Raw genomic sequence first — 23105 nt, forward strand, 5'->3', positions numbered from 1 at the left:
GGCCGATCTTATGACCGGCGGAAGATCCCCAGCAGACGGGAGAGGAGGCCCGGGCGCTTCTCGGACTCGTCGATGGCGACGGGTCCGGGGGCGTCGTGCGCGGGGCGCGCCCCGCGCGGCCCCCGGGTCCGGGGGACGTCCGCGCCCGCCGGGACGGGGCCGGCGATCCCGGGGGCGACGCGGTGGTGGTAGAGCTGGTCGAGCATGCCGAGCACCGAGGAGACCTGCCCCGCGCGCATGATCCGGACCACGTGGCCGCCGCAGTTGTGGCAGGTCGGGTTGGACAGCGGGGAGGGCACCCGCTCGCCGTCGGCCTTGTACAGGATGAACGGCTCGCCCTTGCCGTCGATGTGGTGCTCTATGCCGTAGGCCTGCTCCCAGCCGTACCCGCACCGCATGCACGCGAAGGAGTACGCCTCGTGCACGGTCTGCACGGGAGGGCCGACGGGCGCGCCGGGCGCTGTCACGGGTACCGGGGTCTCAGCGATCTCACTCATGCCAGCTCCTCTTGTTCCACTGGTGCCATTGCCAGTGGACGCCTCTTCGGGCGGGAGCGCATCAGGCCCTGTCTAGTGTTGGACGGTCTTTGGGCGACTCATGCCCAAAGCGCCCGGTGCGCGGTCTGAGCTTTGCCTTTCAGGTTAGCCCTTTACCGACTTGCGGCATCTTTTGTGCCGCGTTCTTTGCCGCGACGACCGCGTCGAACACCTCCCGCTTGGGTACCCCGGCCTCGGCGGCGACCGCCGCGATGGCCTCCTTGCGCCGCTCCCCCGCCTCCTCCCGCACCCGCACCCTGCGCACCAGCTCCTCGTCGTCCACATCGCCGGGGGCCGCCGCCGGGGCGCCCTCCACCACGATGGTGATCTCCCCGCGCACGCCCTCGGCGGCCCAGGCGGCCAGCTCGCCGAGCCCGCCGCGCTTGACCTCCTCGTACGTCTTGGTCAGCTCGCGGCACACGGCGGCGCGGCGCTCGGCGCCGAAGACCTCGGCCATGGCGGCCAGGGTGTCGTCGAGCCGGTGCGGGGCCTCGAAGTAGACGAGCGTGCGCCGCTCGCCCTCCACCTCGCGGAGCCGGCCGAGGCGCTCGCCCGCCTTGCGCGGCAGGAACCCCTCGAAGCAGAACCGGTCCACCGGCAGCCCGGACATGGCCAGCGCGGTGAGCACCGCCGACGGCCCGGGAACGGCGGTGACCTTGATGTCCTTCTCCACGGCGGCGGCGACCAGCCGGTAGCCGGGGTCGGACACCGAGGGCATCCCGGCGTCGGTCACCAGCAGTACGCGGGCCCCGCCGGCCAGGGCCTCGACCAGCTCCGGTGTCCGCGCGGACTCGTTGCCCTCGAAGTACGACAGGACGCGCCCGGTGGTGTGCACGCCGAGGCCCTGGGTCAGCCGGCGCAGCCGGCGGGTGTCCTCGGCGGCGATCACGTCGGCCCGCTCCAGCTCGGCCGCGAGCCGCGGCGGGGCGTCCGTGAGGTCGCCGATGGGGGTGCCGGCGAGTACGAGGACTCCTGCCGGAGAGGTGGGCTCGGTACCGCGGGGCTGGTCAGTGGTCACCCGCCCATCCTCTCAGCCCCGCCCGGCCCCGCGCCCGTACGCCCCCGGTGCTGGGGTTCCCACAGATCCGTTCCCTACGATGACCCGGTGACCAAGACCGCGACGCCGCCGCCCAGCCCCGCGGGGGCCCCGCCCGCCCCGCCGGCGGGACGCGACAATGAGCCGCCCACCTGGCTGCGCCGCCTGCGCGCCTTCGGCTACGTGCCGCGTGCCGGTGCGGGGGGCGACGACGTGCGCACCCGCCTGGTGCCCCCGTACGCCCAGCCGTCCCCCCAGCTGTGGATGACCTTCGGGCTGCCGCCGCGGGTATGGGGCACCTGGCAGCGGATCGTGTCGTGGGCCGGCCCGGTGCTGGTGGCGCTCGTCGCCGGTGTGCTGCGGTTCGTGCACCTGGGCAGCCCCAAGGCGGTGATATTCGACGAGACGTACTACGCCAAGGACGCCTGGGCCACGATCAAGCAGGGCTACGAGGCGAGCTGGCCCAAGGACATCGACAAGTCGATCCTCGCCGACCCCGGCTCGGTCCCCCTCCCGCTGGATCCGGGCTACGTCGTGCACCCGCCCGTCGGCAAGTGGGTCATCGGGCTCGGCGAGTGGATGTTCGGCTTCACCCCCTTCGGCTGGCGGTTCATGACCGCCGTGCTCGGCACCCTCTCCGTGCTGATGCTGTGCCGGATCGGGCGGCGGCTCTTCCGGTCGACCTTCCTGGGCTGCCTGGCCGGCGCCCTCCTCGCGGTGGACGGCCTGCACCTGGTGATGAGCCGCACCGCGCTGCTCGACCTGGTGCTGATGTTCTTCGTGCTCGCCGCCTTCGGGGCGCTGCTGATCGACCGGGACAGGACGCGGGCCCGGCTCGCGGACGCCCTCCCGGTCGACGACGAGGGGCGGACCCGGCCGGACCTGAAGATCGCCGAGACGCTGCGGCTGGGCTGGCGCCCGTACCGGATCCTGGCGGGCGTCTGCCTGGGCCTCGCCGCCGGCACGAAGTGGAACGGCTTCGTCGTCCTGGCCTTCTTCGGCATCCTCACCGTCCTGTGGGACGCCGGCGCGCGGCGCACGGCGGGCGCGGGCGCCCCGTACGCGGCGATGCTGCGCCGCGACGCGCTGCCCGCGTTCCTGTCCACGGTCCCGGTCGCGGTGGTGACGTACGTGGCCTCGTGGTCGGGCTGGATCTTCAGCCCGGACAACGGCAAGGGCGGCTACCTGCGCGACTGGGCCGCCAAGAACGACCAGGGCAGCGCGCTGTCGTTCCTGCCGGAGTGGCTGCGCAGCCTGTGGCACTACGAGACCGAGGTCTACGACTTCCACGTCGGCCTGACCTCGGGGCACACCTACGAGTCGAACCCGTGGAGCTGGCTGGTCCTGGGCCGGCCCGTCTCCTACTTCTACGAGTCCCCGGAGCCCGGCACCGACGGGTGCCCGGCGACGGCGGCCGGCAAGTGCGCCCGCGAGGTGCTGGCGCTGGGCACCCCGCTGCTGTGGTGGGCGGGCTGCTTCGCGCTGCTGTACGTGCTGTACCGGTGGTTCTTCCGCCGTGACTGGCGGGCGGGCGCGATCGCGTGCGCGCTGGGCGCGGGCCTGCTGCCCTGGTTCAACTACCAGGAGCGGACCATCTTCTTCTTCTACGCGGTGGTGTTCGTCCCGTACCTGTGCCTGGCGGTGGCGATGATGATCGGCGCCCTGCTGGGCCCGGCCGGATCGACCGAACGGCGGCGGACGCTGGGCGCGATCGGGGCGGGGGTGCTGGTCCTGCTGATCGTGTGGAACTTCATCTACTTCTGGCCGATCTACACGGGCCAGACCCTGCCGATGGACTCCTGGCGCGCCCGGATGTGGCTGGACACCTGGGTCTAGCGACCCCGGGGCGACGCGGACGAAGGCCCCGGACGAAGGCCCCGGCACCCGATGGTGCCGGGGCCTTCGCCGTGCGGCCGCCGCCGGGAGGTCGGCCAGGGGCGGGCGGTCAGGGCGGCAGGCCGTCGGGGTGCTGCCACGGCGTCAGGAGGGCCAGGATCCGGTCCGGGCTCCAGTGGCCGGCGGCGCCGGGGCAGCGGGCCAGGTAGTCGGCGATGGAGGGTCCGGTCCAGGCGCCGGACTCCAGCAGGCCCGCCGCCAGGTAGCTCATGTACGCGGCGGACGGCTTCACCCAGTCCACGTCGTGCATGACCCAGGGAGCGGTGAAGGTCAGGACGGGGAGGCCCTCCAGGGCGCCGGCGCAGACCAGCGTCTCGTAGCGGCCCGGACCGCGCTCGTCCCGTCCCGAGCGCAGCACCTCGGTGAGGTCCAGGTCGAGGTCGGGCCCCGGCTCCCGGTACATCTCCTGGGCGGCGATGTCGGAGAACTGCTGCGCCGTCACCAGGTGGGCGCGCGCCCGGGTGCGGCCCGCCGCGGCCGGGTCGTAGAACGCCCTGCCGCCCGCCCACACGGGGGACTTCGTGGCGAAGTACAGCCGTCCGGGCAGCTCGACCGGCACCGAGCGGGCCGGCGCGCGGCGGTCGCGGCATCCGGGATAGCTGCGCGCGGCGCCGGCCGGGGTGCCCCCGGCGAGGTAGCAGGCCAGCCGGTCCCGGTGCATGTTCGAGCCGTAGGAGGTGTACCAGACCAGTTCCGGCGTCGGCCCGTGGGCGGGGGCCGCTTCCACCGTGCGGACGAGGTTCATCGGACGATCTATACCGGCCGGAGCCCGCCGCGGCCTTGCGCCGCTGCCTTTCTCCGCTCCTTTTCGGCCATCGATGTTCCGGTCCGGTAACAAGAGCGGAGGGGGACGGCGACGCAGCGTAGGGTCACCCCCACAGGTTCTTTGAACATGTTCAGAGAACGACGGTTCCGGGGGAGGAACGAAGAAGTGAACGGGGCAGCGAAGGGCGCGGTCATCGGCGGGGTCTTCCTCGCGTTGGTCGGGGGCACCGGCTACGGGGTGTACGCCCTGGTCGGAGACGCGGGCGAGGACGGCAAGGGGTCCGCCACGAGCGACACCGGCGTCCAGTCGGAGAAGGGCAGCGGCCCCGTCACCGAGAAGGAGACCGCGGCGACCGCGAAGGCCTTCCTGGCCGCGTGGGCCGCCGGTGACGAGCGGGCCGCCGCCGACCTGACCAACAACGCACAGGCCGCGCAGACCGCCGTGGGCGACTACAAGGCCAAGGCGTACGTGTCCAAGGCCGTGATCACCCCGGGCACGCCGAACGGCACGACCGTGCCCTTCAAGGTCGAGGCGGAGATCACGTACGAGGGCACGACCAAGCCCCTCGCGTACGACTCCCAGCTGACCGTGGTGCGCGGCCTGACCAGCGGGAAGCCGCTGGTCGACTGGCAGCCGTCGGTGATCCACCCGCAGCTCCAGAAGGACGAGAAGCTGCGCGCGGGCACGCCCGCCAGCCCGCCCGTCAAGGCCGTCGACCGCAACGGCGAGGAGCTGACGGCGGAGAAGTACCCCTCGCTGCGCCCGGTTCTCGCCGAACTGCGCGAGACGTACGGGTCCAAGGCGGGCGGCGCGTCGGGCGCCGAGGTCTGGATCGAGCCGGCGGACCAGAACACGCCGAAGCGGACCCTGCTGACCCTGGTCGAGGGAGAGCCGGCCGTCCTCAAGACGTACCTGGACGCGAAGGTCCAGGCGGCGGCCGAGCAGGCCGTCGCCCGGTTCCCCGAGGCCTCGGTCGTCGCGATCAAGCCGAGCACCGGTCACATCCTCGCCGTCGCCAACCACCGCAAGGACGGCTACAACGCGGCGATGGCGGGCAACCGGGCGCCCGGCTCCACGATGAAGATCGTGACGGGGGCGATGCTCCTGGACCGCGGCCTGGTCGCGGCCGACAAGCCGGCGGAGTGCGCGAAGGAGGTGTCCTGGGGCGGCCGCGCGTTCCACAACCTGAAGAACTTCGAGCTGCCGGCCGGCACCAACTTCGCGACCTCCTTCGCCCGGTCCTGCAACACCGCCTTCATCAAGCAGATCAAGCCGGTCGACGACGACTCCGCGCTGCCGAAGGAGGCCACGGAGGTCTTCGGCATCGGGCTGGACTGGAAGACGGGCATCAAGTCCACCGACGGCAAGGTCCCGCCGGCGACGGGCGCGGCGGCGGCCGCCGAGTACATCGGGCAGGGCCAGATCACCATGAACCCGCTGAACGTCGCCTCCATCACGGCGACCGCGCGCACGGGCGTCTTCCGCCAGCCGCTCCTGGTCTCCCCGGAGCTCGACGGCCGCACGATCGCCACGGCGCAGCGGCGCATGAAGCCCTCGGTGCAGCAGCAGCTGGTCTCGATGATGAAGCTGACGGCCACCAGCGGCACCGGCCGCGACGCGATGGCCTCGGTCGGCGGCTCGGACAAGGGCGCGAAGACCGGCTCCGCGGAGGTCGACGGCGCGGGCAGCCCCGACAGCTGGTTCACGGGCTTCAGCGGCGACGTGGCCGCGGCCGCGATGGTCGAGGCCGGCGGCCACGGCGGCGACTCGGCGGGCCCGATCGTCGCGACGGTCCTGAACGCCCACTGAGCCCGCGCCGCAACCGGTCACGGCGCGGCGGGCCGAAACCGCCTCGCGGCGGGGCGCCCGGCGGCGTTAGCGTCCGGGGATGACGACTTCCGCGCACCCCTTGTTCGCCGAGGCCCTGGACGGGCTGGGGCTCGAGCTCGCCGTTCGGGCCTTTCCCGAAGGGACCCGTACCGCGGTCGACGCGGCCGCCGCGATCGGCTGCGAGCTCAGCCAGATCGTGAAGTCGCTGATCTTCGCCGCGGACGGGGTCCCGGTGCTGGTCCTGATGGACGGGGCCTCGCGGGTCGACGTGGAGGCGGTGCGCCGGGAGCTCGGTGCCGGGAAGGTCACCCGGGCGGACGCCGCACTGGTGCGCGAGACGACGGGCTACGCCATCGGCGGGGTCCCGCCCTTCGGGCACCGCACCCGCACCCGGGTGCTCGCCGATCGGCGGCTGCTCGGCCACGACGTGGTCTGGGCCGCCGCGGGCACCCCGAACACCGTGTTCCCGATGGGGCCGCAGGAGCTCGTCGAGTACGCCGGGGCCACCGTCGCCGACGTACGGGAAACCGACGGCTGAACCCTAGGTCGCAGGGGCCGGGCGCGCGGCGCGTCAGGCGGAGAGGGCCGTGCGCAGGGCCCGGACCAGGGCCTGGGCGCGGGGGTCGGCCGTGACCGACTTGGCGTGGGCGTTGGTGACGTAGCCGAAGCCGATGCCCGCCTCCGGGTCAGCGAAGGCCAGGGAGCCGCCGCGGCCCGGGTGGCCGAAGGAGGCCGGTGAGAGCAGCGGCGAGGCCGGACCGTGCAGCATGTAGCCGGGGCCGAAGCGGGTGTTGACGACCAGGACGCGGTCCGGGCCCGCCGAGAGCTCCTTGCCGGCGAGGGCCGTGGTGGCCGGGGTGAAGATCCGCGCGCCGTCCTCCACCACGCCGATGGCGGCCGCGTAGAAGCGGGCCAGGGCGCGGGCCGTGCCGATGCCGTTCGAGGCCGGCAGTTCGGCCGCCCGGTAGGCGGGGTCGTTCTCGTCCGGCAGCGGGGCGATGGCGGCGAAGGCGCGGCGGGTCAGGGATGCCGGGTCGGCGTAGGCCTCGGAGACGTTCGTCCTCGGCCGGGTCTTGAGCAGGCCCGCGCTCTCCGGCGGGTCGACCGGCGCCACCCGCCCCACCCGGTGGGTCTCCGTCTCCGGCAGGCCTATCCAGAACTCCAGGCCCAGCGGCTCGGCGATCTCCTCGGCCAGGAGGCCGCCGACGGTGCGGCCCGTCGCCCGCAGCACCAGCTCGGACAGCAGCCAGCTGTAGGTCTGCGCGTGGTAGCCGTGCCCGGTGCCGGGCTCCCAGAAGGGCTGCTGCGCCGCGACCGCCCGCGGCCCGGAGACCCCGTCCGCGGCCTCGGCCGCGGTCAGCCCGCGCTCCAGCGCCGGGAGCCCCGCGCGGTGCGCGAGCAGGTCGCGGACCAGGATGCGGTCCTTGCCGCCCGCCTTGAACTCGGGCCAGTACGAGCCCACGGGCGCGTCCAGGTCCAGCAGCCCGCGCTGGTGCAGCAGCAGGGGGACGGCGGCGGCCACCCCCTTGGTCGCGGAGCGGACGATCTGCGCGGTGTCCCCGGCCCACGGCTCGGTGCCGTTCGCGTCCTTGGTGCCGCCCCACAGGTCCACGACCTTGCGGCCGTCCCGGTAGACGGCGACCGCCGCGCCCCGGTCCCCGAGCACCTCGAAATTGCGCTCGAACGCGTCTTTGACGGGCTCGAAGCCCTCCGTCACCACACCCTGGATGTCCACGCGCAGTGCAACAAACCGAGACCGGTGCTTATGCCACCGATACGGAGCGCGGGTCGAAGCCGAAGGGCAGCTCCAGGCGGTGGGCCCGCATGAGCGCCTCGTCGCACAGCAGGTCCTGGGTCCGGCCGTCGGCGGCGATCACGCCCTCGCTGAGGACGACCGAGCGCGGGCACAGCTCCAGCGCGTACGGCAGGTCGTGCGTCACCATCAGCACCGTCACGTCGAGCGAGCGCAGGATGTCCGCGAGCTCGCGGCGCGAGGCCGGGTCCAGGTTGGAGGAGGGCTCGTCCAGGACGAGGATCTCGGGCCGCATGGCCAGCACGGTCGCCACCGCCACCCGGCGGCGCTGCCCGAAGGACAGGTGGTGCGGGGGCCGGTCGGCGAAGCCCGCCATGCCGACCTGCTCCAGCGCGTCCCGGACCCGCTCCTCCAGCTCGGCGCCGCGCATCCCGGAGGCGGCCGGGCCGAAGGCCACGTCCTCCCGGACGGTCGGCATGAAGAGCTGGTCGTCGGGGTCCTGGAAGACGATGCCGACGCGGCGCCGGATCTCGGCGAGGTTGCGCTTCTCCACCGGCGTCCCGGCCACGCGCACCGAGCCGACCCCGCCGGCCAGGATGCCGTTGAGGTGCAGCACGAGGGTGGTCTTGCCGGCGCCGTTCGGCCCGAGCAGGGCCACCCGCTCGCCGTGTCCGACGGTCAGGTCGACCCCGAAGAGGGCCTGGTGCCCGTCGGGGTAGGCGTAGGCGAGGCCGGTCACCTCGAGGGAGGGAGCCGGGGCGGGGCCGGGGGACGGGGCGGGGCCGGGAGCAGTCACAGGGTCCATCCCATCAGACAGACGGCGAGGGCCGTCACCGGGAGCGCGGCCGCGTACGCCCACTGCGTGCGGGTGGCGACGGCCTCGTCGATCATCGGCATCGAACCGGCGTAGCCCCGGCTGACCATCGCGAGGTAGACCCGCTCACCGCGCTCGTAGGAGCGGATGAACAGCGCGCCCGCCGTCTTGGCGAGCACGCCCCAGTGCCGGATCCCGCGCGCCTCGAACCCGCGCGAGCGCCGTGCGATGGACATCCGCCGCAGCTCGCCGCCGATCACGTCCCCGTACCGGATCATGAACGAGGCGATCTGGACCAGCAGCGGCGGCAGCTTGAGGCGCTGGAGTCCCAGCAGCAGGGCCCGCAGCTCGGTCGTCGAGGCGAGCAGTACGGACGCGGCCACGCCGAGGGTGCCCTTGGCGAGCACGTTCCAGGCGCCCCAGAGTCCGGAGACGCTCAGCGAGAGGCCGAGGACGTCGACCCGTTCGCCCTCGGCCACGAAGGGCATCAGCACCGCGAAGGCCACGAACGGGATCTCGATCAGCAGCCGGCGCAGCAGGAAGCCGGCCGGTATCCGGGCAGCGGCCGCGACGGCCGCGAGCAGGACGGCGTAGGCCCCGAAGGCCCACACCGCCTCGCGCGGGGTGGAGACCACGACCACCACGAACGCGAAGGTCGCCGCGAGCTTGCAGTGCGGCGGCAGCGCGTGCACCGGGGAGTGCCCGGGGCGGTAGAGCCGGTGGGCGTGGCCCGCTCCCATGTCAGCCCGCCGAGACCGTGGCCGAGGGCTGCTGCTCGTCCGTACGGCGGCGGCGGACCACCCAGAAGACGCCGGTGCCCACGGCGACGGTCGCCCCGACACCGAGGGCGCCCGCGAGGCCGCCGGACAGGCGGGCGTCGGTGACGTCCTTGACGGAGTAGTCGGCCAGCGGGGAGCCGGCGGCCGCGTGCTCCTCGACCTCGGTGTCGATGCCCTGGTCGGCGGCGACCTTCTCCAGGCCGTCGGGGCTGGCGGAGGCGTAGAAGGAGACGAACCCGGCGAGGACCAGGGCGGTGACCAGGCCGGCGGCCCACACCTTCTTGGTGGAGCGGGCCGCGACCGGGGCGGGAGCGGCGGCCGGGGCGTCGACCAGCTCCCCGCCGACGCGCAGCTTCAGCGGGGCGGCCAGTCCGCGCGCGCCGTGCACCAGGTCGGGCCGTACGGCGATCACGGCGCCCACGGTGGCGGCGGTGATCAGGGCCTCGCCGATGCCGATGAGCACGTGCACGCCGACCATCGCGGTGAGCACCTTGCCCAGCGGGACGTCGGTGGTACCGCCGATGGCGTAGAGCACGGTGAAGGCGGCGGCCGAGGCCGGCACCGAGATCAGGGCCCCGACGAAGGCGGCCGCGGTCACCGAGCGGCGGGTGCCGGGCAGCACCTTGAGCAGCCCGCGGAAGAGGGCGTAGGAGAGGACGACGGTGACGACGCCCATGACGGTGATGTTGACGCCGAGGGCGGTCAGGCCGCCGTCGGCGAAGAGGATGCCCTGCATGAGCAGGACGACGGAGACGCAGAGCACTCCCGTGTAGGGGCCGACGAGTATCGCGGCGAGCGCACCGCCCAGCAGGTGTCCGCTGGTGCCGGCGGCGACGGGGAAGTTCAGCATCTGTACGGCGAAGATGAAGGCGGCGACGAGACCGGCCAGCGGCGCGGTCCGTTCGTCGAGCTCGCGGCGGGCGCCGCGGAGGCTGACGGCGACAGCGGCGACGGCCGCCACTCCGGCGGCCACCGAGACGGGTGCATTGATGAATCCGTCGGGCACATGCATGGAGTAGCTCCGCTTCTCACACAGTCTTTAACCGTTCAAGAATAGTGCCCAGTTGCAAACCGTTGGCAAGAGCGTCCGCATCACAAATAGACCCGTGCGGTTTCGTGGGAATGTGCGAGGCTGGAGGACAAACGGACGCAAATGTTCCGAATAGAGGAGTCTTGTCGTGTCAGCCACCGCCGAGAATCCCCCCGCGAGCGCCACCGCGACCGCGACCGCCACCGCGACGGCCACCGCCGTCGAGGAGCGGGTCACCGCGCGCGTGATCAGCGACGACCCCCTCTACCGGAAGGTCCCGGTGGCCCTGCGCTTCGCCGCGTCCGAACCGCTGGCCGTACGCATCGTCTTCCCCGCGGACCTGTCCCCCGAGGGCACCGACAACGAGTGGGTCTTCCCGCGCGCCCTCCTCGAGGCGGGCCTCCAGGCCCCGACCGGAACCGGGGACGTGCGCGTCTGGCCCTGCGGCCGCGTGCAGGCGGTAGTGGAGTTCCACTCCCCCGAGGGAGTCGCCGTGGTCCAGTTCGACATCGCCGCGCTGCGCCGCTTCCTGCGCCGTACGTACGCCCCCGCCACCCGCTAGGCCCAACGCGGCCCGCCTGGCGGCACACGCGCCCCGGCCCCGTACCTCCTGGTGATCAGGCGGTACGGGGCCGGGGCGCAGGCCGTGCGGGACCGGGTCAGGCGTTGACCAGCTCGCGGTCCTTGTCCGGCCCGTCCGAGGAGGCGGCGAGGTGCTTGCGCAGGCTCTCGCCCTCCACGTCGACGTTCGGCAGCAGCCGGTCCAGCCAGCGCGGCAGCCACCAGGCCTTGTGCCCGAGCAGGGCGAGCACCGCCGGGACGATGGCCATGCGGACCACGAAGGCGTCGAAGAAGACGGCGACGGCCAGGCCGAAGCCGATCATCTTGACCATCTGCTCACTGGCTCCGATGAAGCCCGCGAACACCGCGATCATGATGACGGCGGCGGCCACGACCACCCGGGCGCTGTACTGGAAGCCGGTCACGACGGCCTGGCCCGGACGCTCGCCGTGGACGTACGCCTCCCGCATCCGGGTGACGAGGAAGACCTCGTAGTCCATGGCGAGACCGAAGACCACGCCCACCATGAAGATCGGCATCATCGACATGATCGGGCCGGTCTGCTCCACGCCGAAGACCGAGCCGAGCCAGCCCCACTGGAAGACCGCGACGACCGCGCCGAGGGCGGCGACGACCGAGAGCAGGAAGCCGAGGGCCGCCTTGAGCGGAACCAGGATCGAGCGGAACACCAGCATCAGCAGCAGGAAGGCGAGGCCGACCACGAGCGCCAGGTAGGGCAGCAGCGCGTCGTTCATCTTCTGCGAGAAGTCGATGTTCATCGCGGTGGCGCCGGTGACCATGACGTCGTCCCCGCTGCCGTCGCGGATCTCGTGGACCAGGTCCTCGGTCTGCGTGGAGGACGGGCGGTCCTTCGGGACCACGGTGATCATCGAGGCGTCGCCGGCCTCGTTGGGCATCGGCGGCACGACCGCGGCCACGCCCTCCAGGCCCTTGATCCGCTCGACGGTGGAGTCGGCGAGCGCCTTGTCCCCGTCCACGACCACCATCAGCGGGCCGTTGAAGCCGGGGCCGAAGCCGTCGGACAGCAGGTCGTACGCCTGGCGCTGGGTGGTGGAGACCGGCTGGGCGCCGTCGTCCGGCAGGCCCATCTCCAGCTTGCTCGCCGGGATGGCGATGACGCCGAGGCCGATCACACCGGCCAGCAGGACCATGACCGGGCGGCGCAGGACGAAGCGGGCCCAGCGGGTGCCGCCGTTGGCCTTCTTCTCCTCGCCGGCGGACTTGCCCTTGCCCTTGCCGAACAGCTTGCTCTTCTCGCCCGCCGGCAGGACCTTCTTGCCCGCGAAGCCCAGGATGGCCGGGACCAGGGTGAGGGCGACCAGCACCGCGATGACCACGGTCCCGGCGGCCGCGAAGCCCATCTTGGTGAGCATCGGGATGTTGACGACGGCCAGGCCCACCAGGGCGATGACCACGGTCAGACCGGCGAAGACGACGGCGGAGCCGGCGGTTCCGGCGGCCCGGCCGGCGGCCTCGTCGCGCTCGCGGCCCTCGGCGAGCTCCGCGCGGTAGCGGGAGACGATGAAGAGGGCGTAGTCGATGCCGACCGCGAGGCCGATCATCGTGGCCAGCGTGGCGGTGGTGTTGCCGAGGTCCAGCACGTTGGCGAGCGCGGTGATGGAGGAGACGCCGATGCCCACGCCGATGATCGCCGTCAGCAGCGGCAGCCCGGCCGCGATCAGCGAGCCGAAGGTGATGACCAGGACGATCGCGGCGACCAGGATGCCGATGATCTCACCGGAGCCGGTCTCGGGGGCCGCCATCAGCGCGTCGCCGCCGATCTCGACGGTCAGGCCCTGCGCCTGGGCGTCCTTGCCGGACTCCTTCAGCGCCTCGCGGGTCGCGTCGGTCAGCTCCATGCCGCTGACCTTGTACTTGGTGCTGATGTAGGCGGTGGAGCCGTCCTGGCTCACGGCCTGGCTCTGGTAGGGGTCGGCGACCGAGGAGATCTGGTCCTTGCCCGGACCGGACTTCAGGTCCTCGACGATCTTCTCGACCTGGGCCTTGGGCTCGGGGTCGGTGACCTTGGCCCCGGCCGGGGCCTTGATGACGATCCGGGCGGTGGCGCCGTCGGCGGCCATCCCGGGGAACTTCTTGTCCAGCACGTCGAAGGCCCGCTGGGCCTCCGTGCCGGGTATGGAGAAGGAACCTGAGGTGGGTGCGGACGCGGATGCCGCGCCGAAACCGGCGGCGAACAGCAGCGCCACCCAGATGAGGGCGACAAGGCCGCGACGCCGGAAGGCGCCCCGGCCGAGGCGGTAGAGGAAGGTGGCCACGTCGGTGGTTCTCCCGTTCGGGTCGTGGGATGGATCCGGTGCGGATCAGGGCATGGGGAGCCGGCCCGACGACGAGAGCGGCGTGTCAGGAACAGCACGGGGTACAGCGGGGACGGGGGAGGCGGGGAGTTCAGACGCCGAGGGCGGGGAAGACCACGGCGTCGATGAAGTGGCCGAGGAAGTTCCGGTCCACCGGGCGGTCCTCGATCAGCGGGAGCGCGATGAACGCGCCGATGAGCATGTGCGGTACGAAGTCCAGGGCCGGGCAGTCCGGGCGGATCTCCCCCCGGTCCACCGCGCGCCGCAGCATCGACTGGAGGCCGTTGATCTCCGGGTCGACCAGCAGGTCCCGCAGGGCCTTGTGCAGCTCCGGGCTCTCGTGGACGGCATGGGCCAGGCCCCGCATCAGCGCGGTGTCCTTGGCCATCTGCGCGTCGTCGGAGCATTCGACCATGCGCGCGAAGTCCGTGCGCAGGCTGCCCGTGTCGATCTCCCGCAGCGAGACGGGCTGCGTACATCGCAGGGCCTTGGCGACCAGCTCGGGCTTGCTCCCCCACTGGCGGTAGAGGGTGGCCTTGCTGGACTTGGTGCGGGCGGCGACCGCGTCCATGGTCAGCGCCTCGTAGCCCACTTCGCGCAGGAGGTCCAGGACCGCTCCGTGGAGTTCGGCTTCCCGCTCGGGGGTGATGCGGCTGCGCCGGGCCGCCATCGCCTCGGTCATCTCCGTGCCTCCCGTCCGAACGCGCCTCATCGAAACGAATGTGTTCCGTACGCCTTAGACGATACCCCGGCCGCCAACGAAACGAAACCGTTCCGTTTCGCTTCGGGGAGTGGCATGGATCACCTGTACGAGTTGCCGGGCCCCCCTGGCGCGGAAAGCATTGGGGGGTGAGTCACGACGTCGCGTACCTCCGGTTCCCGCACCTGCACGACGACCTGCTGTGCTTCGCCACCGAGGACGATCTTTGGGTGGCGCCCTTGGTTCCCCCTGGAGCTCCGGTCGGCCGCGCCTGGCGGATCACCGTCGACCGGACCCGGGTCAGCCACCCCCGCTTCTCCCCCGACGGCCGGCACATCGCCTTCACCACCTGGCGCAGCCTCGATCCCGAAATCCACCTCGCCCCCGTGGACGGCGGCCCGGCCCGCCAGCTCAGCCACTGGGGCTCCACCGACACCCGGGTCTGCGGCTGGGACCCGGACGGCAACGTCCTGGCGGTCTCCTCGCACGGCCAGCCGTTCTCCTACTACGCCTGGGCCTATAAGCTGCCCACGGACGGCAGCCCCGGCGGACGCCTCCCCTGGGGGCCCTGCTCCGACATCCAGGTCGCCGACATCGACGGGGAGCACCGCACCCTCCTCCTGACCGGCAAACCCCCGCACGAGCCCGCCGCCTGGAAGCGCTACCGGGGCGGCGCCACCGGCCGGCTGTGGCTGCACGGCGAACAGCTGCTGGAGGGCATCGAGGGCCACCTCGACTCCCCGATGTTCGTGGGCGGCCGCATCGCCTTCCTCTCCGACCACGAGGGCATCGGCAACCTCTACTCCTGCCTGCCCGACGGCACCGACCTGCGCCGGCACACCGACCACGAGGAGTTCTACGCCCGGCACGCCTCCAGCGACGGCAACCGGATCGTCTACCAGTGCGCCGGGGAGATCTGGCTGGTGGAGTCACTGGCCCCGGACGCCCTCCCGCGCCGGCTCGACGTCCGGCTCGGCGGGCCGCGCGCCGGCCGCCGGTCGTACCAGGTACCGGCCGCCAGCCACGTCGACTCGCTGTCCGTGGACGCCACCGGCCGGGCCAGCGCGGTCGTCGTACGCGGCAGCCTGTACTGGCTGACCCACCGCGACGGCCCGGCCCGGACCATCGCCGACACCCCGGGCGTCCGGGTACGGCTGCCCGAGATGCTCGGCAGCGGGGGGCAGGTCGCCTACGTGACCGACGCCGAGGGCGAGGACGCCATCGAGATCGCCTACCTGCCGCGGGCCTCCGGGGAGCGCGATCCGCGCCGGCTGGCCTCGGGCGAGCTGGGGCGCGTGACCGAACTGCTGTCGGACCCCGACGGGGAGCGGCTCGCCATCGCCTCCAACGACGGGCGGCTGCTGCTGATCGACGCCACGGAGGAGTCCAACGGGGAGGTCACCGAGCTGATCCGGTCCATCAACGGCCCGGTCACCGACCTGGCGTTCTCGCCCGACGGGGCCTGGCTGACCTGGTCGCACCCCGGCATCGGACGGTCGCTGCGGCAGATCAAGATGGCCCGGATCGCCGGACCGGGCGCGCGGACCGTCGTGGACGTCACCAACGGCCGCTTCGAGGACGAGAATCCGGTCTTCACCCGGGACGGCCGCTACCTGGCCTTCCTCTCGTGGCGCGGCTTCGACCCGGTCTACGACGTGCACACCGGGGACCTGTCCTTCCCGCTGGGCTGCCGCCCGTACCTGGTGCCGCTCTCCTCGGCGACCCCCTCTCCCTTCGCCCTGTCCGCCGAAGGGCGCCCGGCGGCGGGCGGCCTCGACCCCGGCGAGGGGGAGCCGGACACCGGCGACGGCGCGGTGATCGTGGAGGTGGAGGGCCTGGAGAGCCGGGTCACGCCCTTCCCGGTGACCGCGTCGAAGTACTCGGCCCTGTACCCGGTGCACGGCGGCGGACTGGTGTGGCTGCGCTGGCCGATCTCGGGCGCGCTCGGCGAGACCTTCGCCAACCCGGCCGACATCAGCGGCAAGCCCACGCTGGAGCACTTCGACCTCACCAAGGCCCGCAAGACCGAACTGGCCTCGGGGCTGGACTGGTTCGCGGTCAGCGGCGACGGCACCCGGCTCGTGATCAACGACGACGGGGACCTGCGGGCGGTGCCGGCCGCCGAGTCCGGCGACAGCGACTCCACCGTCTACCTGGACCTGCGGCGCATCCTGCACGAGGTGGACCCGGCGGCCGAGTGGCGCCAGGCCTTCGAGGAGGCCGGGCGGATCATCCGCGCGTACTTCTGGGAGCCGAAGATGTGCGGGATCGACTGGGACGGGGTGCTGCGCCAGTACCGCCCGCTGGTCGAACGGGTCGCCTCGCCCGACGAGTTCGCCGACCTGCTGCGCGAGGTCCTCGGCGAACTCGGCACCTCGCACGCGTACGTCGCCCCCGCGCGCCGCAACGAGGGCCCCCCGCACTACCAGCGGGCGATCGGGCTGCTCGGCGCCAACCTCGTGCCCCGCGACGGGACCTGGGTGGTCAGCCGGATCCTGCCCGGCGAGTCCTCCGACTCCAAGGCCCGCTCCCCGCTGGCCGGCACCGGCATCCGCGAGGGCGCCGTGCTCACCCACGTGGACGGACGCCCGGTGGACCCGGTGGCCGGCCCCTACCCGCTGCTGTCGGGGGCCGGCGGCACCACCGTGGAGCTCACCTTCGAGCCCGCGGAGGGCGAGGGCCGCGCCCGCCGGGTGGCCGTCGTACCGCTGATCGACGAACGGCCGCTGCGCTACCAGGACTGGGTGTCCAAGCGGCGGGCGGTGGTCCGCGAGCTCAGCGGCGGCCGCTGCGGCTACCTGCACATCCCCGACATGGGAGGTTCGGGCTGGGCCCAGTTCAACCGCGACCTTCGGATGGAGATGTCCCGGCCCGCGCTGATCGTGGACGTACGCGGCAACGCGGGCGGGCACATCAGCGAGCTGGTGGTGGAGAAGCTGACCCGCTCCATCCTCGGCTGGGACCTCACCCGCAATGCCCAGCCGGTCAGTTACGCCTCCAACGCACCCCGCGGACCGATCGTGGCGCTCGCCGACGAGGCGACCTCCTCGGACGGGGACATGATCACCGCGGCGTTCAAACTGCTCGGGCTGGGCCCGGTGGTGGGCCAGCGCACCTGGGGCGGGGTCGTCGGCATGACCGGCCGGCACACCCTCGGGGACGGCTCGGTGATCACGGTGCCGATGAACGCGGCCTGGTTCCCGGAGTACGGCTGGTCGGTGGAGAACCACGGGGTCGAGCCGGACCTCGCGATCCTGCGCACCCCGCTCGACTGGGCGGAGGGGCGGCACGCGCAGCTGGACGACGCCGTGCACCTGGCGCTCGAACTGCTGGAGCAGGACCCGGCCGCGGTGCCGCCCGGCTACACGGACGTACCGGACCTGCGCCGCCCGAAGCTGCCGCCGAGGCCGTAGCGAGGGCGTGCCCCGCGCCACGGCAGGAGCAACTGCCGGGTGCGGGGCATGCGGAAGGGCGCGGGCATGCGGAAGGGCGCGGGCACGCGGAAGGGCGCGGGCACACAGAAGGGGCGCGACCGGACGGTCGCGCCCCTTCGGCTGGGATCAGGCGTCCCAGTTCTCGTCGAACTCGTCGCGGGCCCGGTCGGCCGGCGGCCGCTTGGCCTGCGGCTGGGCCTGTCCCTGGGGCGGCTTCTTCTCCCGCAGCTGGCGGGAGCGCTCGGACGCCTCGTCCTGCACGCCCTTGGCGGCCTGCGAGGCCTTGCCCTTGAGCTCCTGCGCCTTCTCGCTGAACTGGTCCTTGATACCCATGCTTCTTCACTCCATGAGGGGTGTTGGTGGTGGGGCCTCGACCAGACTGGCACGGGCGGGCATAGGCCGCATTTCGATCAGTTACTCTGCGTGCGCTCCCGCTCGTCCGCCGCCCCGCCGGCTCCGACCAGCCCGGTGGAGACACCGGACAGGCGCGGCTCGAACCGCTTCATCTCGCGCTGCCCCACGGCCCCGATGATCCCCGGCAGGTAGCCGCGCACCCCCTGCATGCCGCGCAGCCACCACTGCGCGTACACGTGCGCCGAGCGCCGCTCGATGCCGGCCACGATCCGGTCGACGGCCGGGCCCAGCGGGTACGTGCGGTTCGAGGGCCACGGCAGGCGCTGGCGCAGCTCCCGCATGACCTCGTCCTGATCGGCCCCGCGCACCATGTCGGTGTCGGTCCACGACAGGTAGCCGACACCGACCTTGACGCCCTTGTAGCCGACCTCGGCGCGCAGGCAGTGGGCGAAGGCCTCGACACCGGACTTGGACGCGCAGTACGCCGTCATCATCGGGGCCGGGGTGATCGCGGCGAGCGAGGCGATCTGGAGGAAGTAGCCGCGGCTCTCCGTCAGCACCGGCAGGAAGGCCCGCGCGGTGACGGCCCCGCCGATGAGGTTGACCTCGATCACCCGGCGCCAGGCGACGGGGTCGGAGTCGGCGAACGGCCCGCCGGCGGCGACGCCCGCGTTGGCCACCACGATGTCCACCTTGCCGAAGCGCTGCTTGACCTCTTGCGCGACCCGGGCCATGGCCTCGTGGTCGGTGACGTCGGCGTGCCAGTGGTCGCTGTCGGTGTGCAGCCGCTCGGAGACCTCCTTGAGGGCCTCCGGCTCCAGGCCGACGAGCGCGATCTTCGCACCGCGGGCGGAGAGTTTGCGGGCGAGCAGCTCGCCGACCCCCCGGGCTCCGCCGGTGACGACGGCGACCTGTCCTTCCAGACTCCTGCGAGCGCTCACAGCGACTTCTCCTTCTGGTCGAGGTACAGCGAGGTCAGCTCGCGCACGGCGGCGGTGACGGCCTCCGGCGCCTCGATCGGGGTCATGTGCCCCATGCCGGTGAGCTCGGTGAGGCCCGCGCAGTTCGGCAGCGCGGCCGCCAGCCGCCGGGCGTGGACGACGGGTGTGAGCCGGTCGTGCGTGCCGCCGATGACGGCGGTGGGCACGGTGAGCCGGGCCACGTCGGCCTCCAGGTCCAGCCCGGCGAGCACCTCGGACCAGGCGTGCCGGACCCGGGTGGGGCAGGCGTGCACGATACGGGCGCACGCCTCGACCTTGTCCGGCGCGGAACCGGGGCCCATGGTCGCGTACTTGAGGATCTTCCTGGCGACGGGCGTGACCGGGCCGAGCGGGGCGCGGGCCCCGAGGACCGCCCCGGTGAGCCGGGTCCGGACACGCCCGGGACGCAGCGGCAGCACCCGCGACTCCTCGACCAGCCGGCCGCTGCCGGTGCTGCACAGCAGCGCGGCCGCGGCGTGCTCGGCGAACTCCGGCCGGGCGGCGGCCGCCATGATCGTCATGCCGCCCATGGAGTGCCCGGCGACGACCGCCCGTTCGCCGGGTGCCAGGGCGGCCCCCAGCACGGCCACCAGGTCGTCGGCGAGGGCGGTGGTGCTGAGCGTCCGGGCGGCGGGGCTGCGGCCGTGGCCGCGCTGGTCATAGGCGATGACCCGGTGGTCGCCCGCCAGTTCCCGGATCTGCGCGGCCCAGAAGGCGGTGGAGCAGGTCCAGCCGTGCGCCAGCACCACGGCCGGCGCGCCCTCCTCCCCGTGGACCTCGACGTGCAGCCGGGCCCCGTCGGCGGATTCGGCGACGAGCTCGCGCCGAGCGGCGGGCGGCGCGTAGCGCCCCGCGGTGACATGCGTCAGCCGGCTCACGCGGCACCGGCCCCTTCGCCAGCCCCGGCACCCGAGCCCATCCCAGCCTCGCCGTTGTTCGAGCCCACCCCGGCCCCGCCGTTGTTCGAGCCCGACCCGGCCCCGCTGGCGCCCAACCCAGCCCCGCCGGCGTTTGAGGCGCGGGGGTCCGGGGGCAGCGCCCCCGGCAACGGCGCCGCACCCGAATCCCCGGAGCCCCCGACACCCCCGCGGGAGCGCCCCGGATCCACGGCGGCCGGCGCAGCCGCCCCGGCCGGGACCGGCTCGCGCTCGCGGACCCGTACGACCTCGTACTCGGCCAGATCGACGCTCCGCGTCTCGCGGCGGAACTCGCCCGTGGTGCCGGGCCAGACGGTGGTGTTGCGCCCCTGGGCGTCGAGGTACCAGCTCGTGCAGCCGCCGGTGTTCCACACCGTCCGCTCCATCCGGGCCTGGACCTGCCGGTTCCACTGGTTCACCGCCGACGGCCGCGCGGCCAGCGCGACCCGCCCGCCCAGCACGCCGAGCTGACGCAGGTAATCGGCCATGTAGTTGAGCTGCGACTCGATCATCAGGATCATCGAGCTGTTCCCGAGCCCGGTGTTGGGGCCGATGATCGTCATCCAGTTGGGGAAGCCGGCCGCGGTGGCCCCGCGCAGCGACTGCATCCCGTCCTTCCACTCCTCCGCGAGGGTCCGGCTCTCCGCGCCCACCACCCGGTCGGCGATCGGCATGTCCGTGACGTGGAAGCCGGTGCCAAAGACGATCGCGTCGACCTCCGCCTCCGTCCCGTCGGCGGCGACCAGGACCGAGCCGCGGATCTCCTTGAGCCCGGAGGCGACCAGGTCCACGTTGGGCCGGGCGAGCGCCGGGTAGTACTCGCTGGACAGCAGGATGCGCTTGCAGCCGATCCGGTAGGAGGGCGTCAGCTTGGCGCGCAGCGCCGGGTCCTTGATCGAGCGCGCCATGTTGGCCTTGGCGAGCGACTCGATGAGCCCGAGCTGGTTCGGCCGCTTGGTGAAGGCGCTGACCTGCAGTTCCCGGATGCCCCACAGCAGCCCGCGGCGCGCCGCCCGGGTGAAGGGGAGCTGGCGGTGCAGCCAGCGCTCCACGGCGGTGATGGCCCGGTCGGTGCGCGGCATCACCCACGGCGGGGTCCGCTGGAAGAGCGTCAACCGCTCCACGTCGGGTGCGATGGCGGGCACGATCTGGATGGCGGAGGCGCCCGTACCGATCATGGCGACGCGCTTGCCGACCAGGTCGTAGTCGTGGTCCCAGCGCGCGGAGTGGAAGACCTTGCCGGGGAATCCGGCGAGCCCCGGGACCTCCGGCATCTTGGGGTCGGACAGCGGCCCGGTCGCCGAGACGACGACGTCGGCGGTGAGCGTCCCGGCCGAGGTCTCGATCTCCCAGCGCAGTTCGTCCGCGTCCCAGCGCATCATCAGGACCTCGTGGCCGAGGCGGATGTGCCGGCGCAGTCCGAAGGTGTCGGCGACGTGCTCCAGGTACGCGCGGATGGCCGGCTGCCCGGAGAAGGTCCGGGGCCAGTCCGGGTTGGGCGCGAAGGAGAAGGAGTACAGGTGCGAGGGGACGTCGCACGCGCACCCCGGATAGCTGTTGTCGCGCCAGGTGCCGCCGACCGAGTCGGAACGCTCCAGTACGACGAAGTCCGTGATCCCCTCGCGCCGCAGCCGCACGGCCGCGCCGAGCCCGCCGAATCCGGACCCGATCACCGCCACGCGTACGTGCTCGCGTTTCGTGATGTCGCCGCCGCCCATGCCGCCCATGCCCGCCGCCTTCCACATCCGCAACACTGCCAGCAATCACTGGCACAATCGGGAGAGTAGAGCAGCCCCGTACTCATGGGTAGGGGTCGCGCCCGGAAAGTTACCGCCAGTACGCCATAGGCTTCGGGCGTGGTGGACACGGAAGCAGGGACGGCAGTGCGCGAATACCGTACGGAGGAACTGGCCGAGGCGGCCGGCATACCGGTCCGCACCCTGCGCTTCTACCGCGAGCGCAAGCTGCTCCCGCCGCCGCGCCGCGAGGGCCGCATCGCCTGGTACGACGACCACCACCTGGCCCGGCTGCGCACCATCGCCGCCCTGCTCGAACGCGGCCACACCCTCGGCGGGATCGCGGAGCTGACCGCCGCCTTCGAGAACGGCCGCGACGTCAGCCAGCTCGGCGAACTGCTCGGCATCGGCTGGTCGGAGGAGACCCCGGTCCGGCTGACCCCCGAGGCGCTGGCCGACTACTTCGAGGGCGAGGTCACCCCGGAGAACCTGGCGGCCTCCCTGGACCTCGGCTACCTCGCCACCGACGGCGACGAGATCGTGCACGTCAGCCGCCGCCTGCTGGACGTCTCCTCGGCCCTGGTGCGCGAGGGCGTACCGCTGGCGGCCGTCCTGGAGACGGGCCGCCGCGTCCGCGAGCACGCGGACGCGATGGCCTCCCTGTTCACCGAGCTGATCTCGGCCCACCTGCCGCAGGACGCACTCCCGCGCATGCGCCCGCTGGCGAAGAGCGTGGTCGAGGCCGAGCTCACGATGGCGATGGACCGCCTGCTGGCATCGGGGGGCGGGACCGGAACCGGGTCCGCGTCCGCGTCCGGTCACACCCCCAGCTCGTAGACGACCGTCACCGGCGCGTGGTCGGACCACCGCTCCGGGTGCGTCTCGGCCCGCTCCACGAAGGCCTTCACGGACTTCGCCGCCAGGCCCGGAGTGGCCACCTGGAGGTCGATCCGCCAGCCGGCGTCGTTGTCGAAGGCACGCCCGCGGTAGGACCACCAGGAGTACGGGCCCTCGGTGTCCGGATGCAGCTCGCGCACCACGTCCACGTACCCGGCCTCCTCGTACACCTTCCCGAGCCACTCGCGCTCCTCGGGCAGGAAGCCGGCGTTCTTCCGGTTCGTCTTCCAGTTCTTGAGGTCCGCTTCCCGGTGGCAGATGTTCCAGTCCCCGCAGACCACGACCTCTCGGCCGTCCGCGGCGGCCCGCGCCTTCAGCGTCACGAGGTAGGTGTGGAACTCCGCCATGAAGCGGTACTTCTCGTCCTGCTTCGCGGTCCCGGCCTCACCGGAGGGCAGGTAGAGGCTGGCCACGGTCACCCCGGGCAGGTCGACCTCCAGGTACCGCCCGGAGGCGTCGAACTCGTCGCTCCCGAACCCCACCTGCACCCGCTCGGGCGCCCGCCGCGTGTAGAGCGCGACCCCGGCCCGCCCCTTGACGGCAGCCGGCGCGAACACGGTGTGCCAGCCCTCGGGACTGCGCACCTCCTCCGGAATCTGCGCCTCCTCGGCCCGCACTTCCTGCAGGCAGACCACGTCGGCGTCGGATCCCTCGAGCCACGCCCCGAAGCCCTTCTTGGCGGCGGCGCGGATCCCATTCACATTCACGGAGGTCACGATGAGCATCCCTGCACCTTAGCGGCAGGGTTCC

General features: G+C 72.8%; 20 protein-coding genes. 6 read left to right on the forward strand and 14 right to left on the reverse strand.

Annotated features, from left to right (window positions below):
* Positions 1-8: 8 nt before the first annotated feature.
* Both AB0D66_RS12155 and rsmI read right to left on the reverse strand, forming a co-directional pair.
* Complete coding sequence (locus tag AB0D66_RS12155; RefSeq protein ID WP_362300814.1) at positions 9-398, reverse strand: hypothetical protein; 390 nt, start codon at positions 396-398, stop codon at positions 9-11.
* Between the two features lie 238 nt (positions 399-636).
* Positions 637-1554 (reverse strand): 16S rRNA (cytidine(1402)-2'-O)-methyltransferase, encoded by a 918-nt coding sequence (gene rsmI / locus AB0D66_RS12160; protein WP_362300610.1) that lies wholly within the window; start codon positions 1552-1554, stop codon positions 637-639.
* 87 nt (positions 1555-1641) lie between these two features.
* Here rsmI and AB0D66_RS12165 point away from each other — a divergent pair, with 87 nt between their 5' ends.
* On the forward strand, positions 1642-3408 hold the full coding sequence (locus tag AB0D66_RS12165) for a phospholipid carrier-dependent glycosyltransferase (protein ID WP_362300614.1): 1767 nt from the start codon (positions 1642-1644) through the stop codon (positions 3406-3408).
* A gap of 109 nt (positions 3409-3517) precedes the next feature.
* Here AB0D66_RS12165 and AB0D66_RS12170 read toward each other — a convergent pair whose 3' ends face one another.
* Complete coding sequence (locus tag AB0D66_RS12170; protein ID WP_362300618.1) at positions 3518-4213, reverse strand: histone deacetylase; 696 nt, start codon at positions 4211-4213, stop codon at positions 3518-3520.
* A 186-nt stretch (positions 4214-4399) separates the two neighbouring features.
* Here AB0D66_RS12170 and AB0D66_RS12175 point away from each other — a divergent pair, with 186 nt between their 5' ends.
* Positions 4400-6043 (forward strand): penicillin-binding transpeptidase domain-containing protein, encoded by a 1644-nt coding sequence (locus AB0D66_RS12175; RefSeq protein WP_362300621.1) that lies wholly within the window; start codon positions 4400-4402, stop codon positions 6041-6043.
* Positions 6044-6122: 79 nt separating this feature from the next.
* Positions 6123-6602 carry a YbaK/EbsC family protein gene (locus tag AB0D66_RS12180; RefSeq protein ID WP_362300623.1) on the forward strand — a complete coding sequence of 160 codons (480 nt, stop codon included), beginning with the start codon at positions 6123-6125 and terminating at the stop codon, positions 6600-6602.
* 33 nt (positions 6603-6635) lie between these two features.
* On the opposite strand, the gene AB0D66_RS12185 is transcribed toward AB0D66_RS12180, so the two are convergent.
* From AB0D66_RS12185 to AB0D66_RS12200, 4 genes are read right to left on the reverse strand one after another with little or no spacing between them, the layout of a single operon-like run.
* Positions 6636-7799, reverse strand: coding sequence for a serine hydrolase domain-containing protein (locus AB0D66_RS12185; protein WP_362300626.1), 1164 nt, complete (start codon positions 7797-7799; stop codon positions 6636-6638).
* Between the two features lie 28 nt (positions 7800-7827).
* Positions 7828-8613: an ABC transporter ATP-binding protein gene (locus AB0D66_RS12190; protein ID WP_362300629.1), complete on the reverse strand. Its 786-nt coding sequence runs from the start codon at positions 8611-8613 to the stop codon at positions 7828-7830.
* On the reverse strand, positions 8610-9371 hold the full coding sequence (gene cbiQ / locus AB0D66_RS12195; RefSeq protein ID WP_362300632.1) for a cobalt ECF transporter T component CbiQ: 762 nt from the start codon (positions 9369-9371) through the stop codon (positions 8610-8612). Before cbiQ ends, AB0D66_RS12190 begins: the two co-directional genes overlap by 4 nt.
* Before the next feature lies 1 nt (position 9372).
* On the reverse strand, positions 9373-10422 hold the full coding sequence (locus AB0D66_RS12200) for an energy-coupling factor ABC transporter permease (protein ID WP_362300635.1): 1050 nt from the start codon (positions 10420-10422) through the stop codon (positions 9373-9375).
* A gap of 166 nt (positions 10423-10588) precedes the next feature.
* Here AB0D66_RS12200 and AB0D66_RS12205 point away from each other — a divergent pair, with 166 nt between their 5' ends.
* On the forward strand, positions 10589-11002 hold the full coding sequence (locus tag AB0D66_RS12205; protein ID WP_362300638.1) for an SsgA family sporulation/cell division regulator: 414 nt from the start codon (positions 10589-10591) through the stop codon (positions 11000-11002).
* 97 nt (positions 11003-11099) lie between these two features.
* On the opposite strand, the gene AB0D66_RS12210 is transcribed toward AB0D66_RS12205, so the two are convergent.
* Both AB0D66_RS12210 and AB0D66_RS12215 read right to left on the reverse strand, forming a co-directional pair.
* On the reverse strand, positions 11100-13298 hold the full coding sequence (locus AB0D66_RS12210; protein WP_362300641.1) for an MMPL family transporter: 2199 nt from the start codon (positions 13296-13298) through the stop codon (positions 11100-11102).
* A gap of 130 nt (positions 13299-13428) precedes the next feature.
* Positions 13429-14019 carry a TetR/AcrR family transcriptional regulator gene (locus tag AB0D66_RS12215; protein ID WP_362300644.1) on the reverse strand — a complete coding sequence of 197 codons (591 nt, stop codon included), beginning with the start codon at positions 14017-14019 and terminating at the stop codon, positions 13429-13431.
* Positions 14020-14186: 167 nt separating this feature from the next.
* On the opposite strand from AB0D66_RS12215, the gene AB0D66_RS12220 reads away from it, so the two are divergent.
* Positions 14187-17450: a S41 family peptidase gene (locus tag AB0D66_RS12220; RefSeq protein ID WP_362300647.1), complete on the forward strand. Its 3264-nt coding sequence runs from the start codon at positions 14187-14189 to the stop codon at positions 17448-17450.
* Between the two features lie 147 nt (positions 17451-17597).
* Here AB0D66_RS12220 and AB0D66_RS12225 read toward each other — a convergent pair whose 3' ends face one another.
* The 4 genes from AB0D66_RS12225 to AB0D66_RS12240 form a co-directional block, all read right to left on the reverse strand.
* A complete protein-coding gene (locus AB0D66_RS12225) occupies positions 17598-17804 on the reverse strand; it encodes a hypothetical protein (protein ID WP_362300650.1) in 207 nt (68 codons plus the stop codon).
* 77 nt (positions 17805-17881) lie between these two features.
* The gene (locus AB0D66_RS12230; RefSeq protein ID WP_362300653.1) at positions 17882-18766 is read right to left on the reverse strand and encodes an SDR family oxidoreductase; all 885 of its coding nucleotides are present in this window, start codon (positions 18764-18766) and stop codon (positions 17882-17884) included.
* Positions 18763-19683 carry an alpha/beta hydrolase gene (locus AB0D66_RS12235; RefSeq protein ID WP_362300656.1) on the reverse strand — a complete coding sequence of 307 codons (921 nt, stop codon included), beginning with the start codon at positions 19681-19683 and terminating at the stop codon, positions 18763-18765. The genes AB0D66_RS12230 and AB0D66_RS12235 overlap by 4 nt, the downstream gene beginning before the upstream one ends.
* Positions 19680-21425, reverse strand: coding sequence for an NAD(P)/FAD-dependent oxidoreductase (locus tag AB0D66_RS12240; protein WP_362300816.1), 1746 nt, complete (start codon positions 21423-21425; stop codon positions 19680-19682). The genes AB0D66_RS12235 and AB0D66_RS12240 overlap by 4 nt, the downstream gene beginning before the upstream one ends.
* A 180-nt stretch (positions 21426-21605) precedes the next feature.
* Here AB0D66_RS12240 and AB0D66_RS12245 point away from each other — a divergent pair, with 180 nt between their 5' ends.
* The gene (locus tag AB0D66_RS12245) at positions 21606-22295 is read left to right on the forward strand and encodes a MerR family transcriptional regulator (RefSeq protein WP_362300659.1); all 690 of its coding nucleotides are present in this window, start codon (positions 21606-21608) and stop codon (positions 22293-22295) included.
* Here AB0D66_RS12245 and AB0D66_RS12250 read toward each other — a convergent pair.
* On the reverse strand, positions 22277-23080 hold the full coding sequence (locus AB0D66_RS12250) for an exodeoxyribonuclease III (protein WP_362300661.1): 804 nt from the start codon (positions 23078-23080) through the stop codon (positions 22277-22279). The genes AB0D66_RS12245 and AB0D66_RS12250 overlap by 19 nt on opposite strands.
* Positions 23081-23105 lie beyond the last annotated feature (25 nt).

The organism is Streptomyces sp. NPDC048270, from assembly GCF_040652335.1.
Taxonomy (GTDB): domain Bacteria; phylum Actinomycetota; class Actinomycetes; order Streptomycetales; family Streptomycetaceae; genus Streptomyces.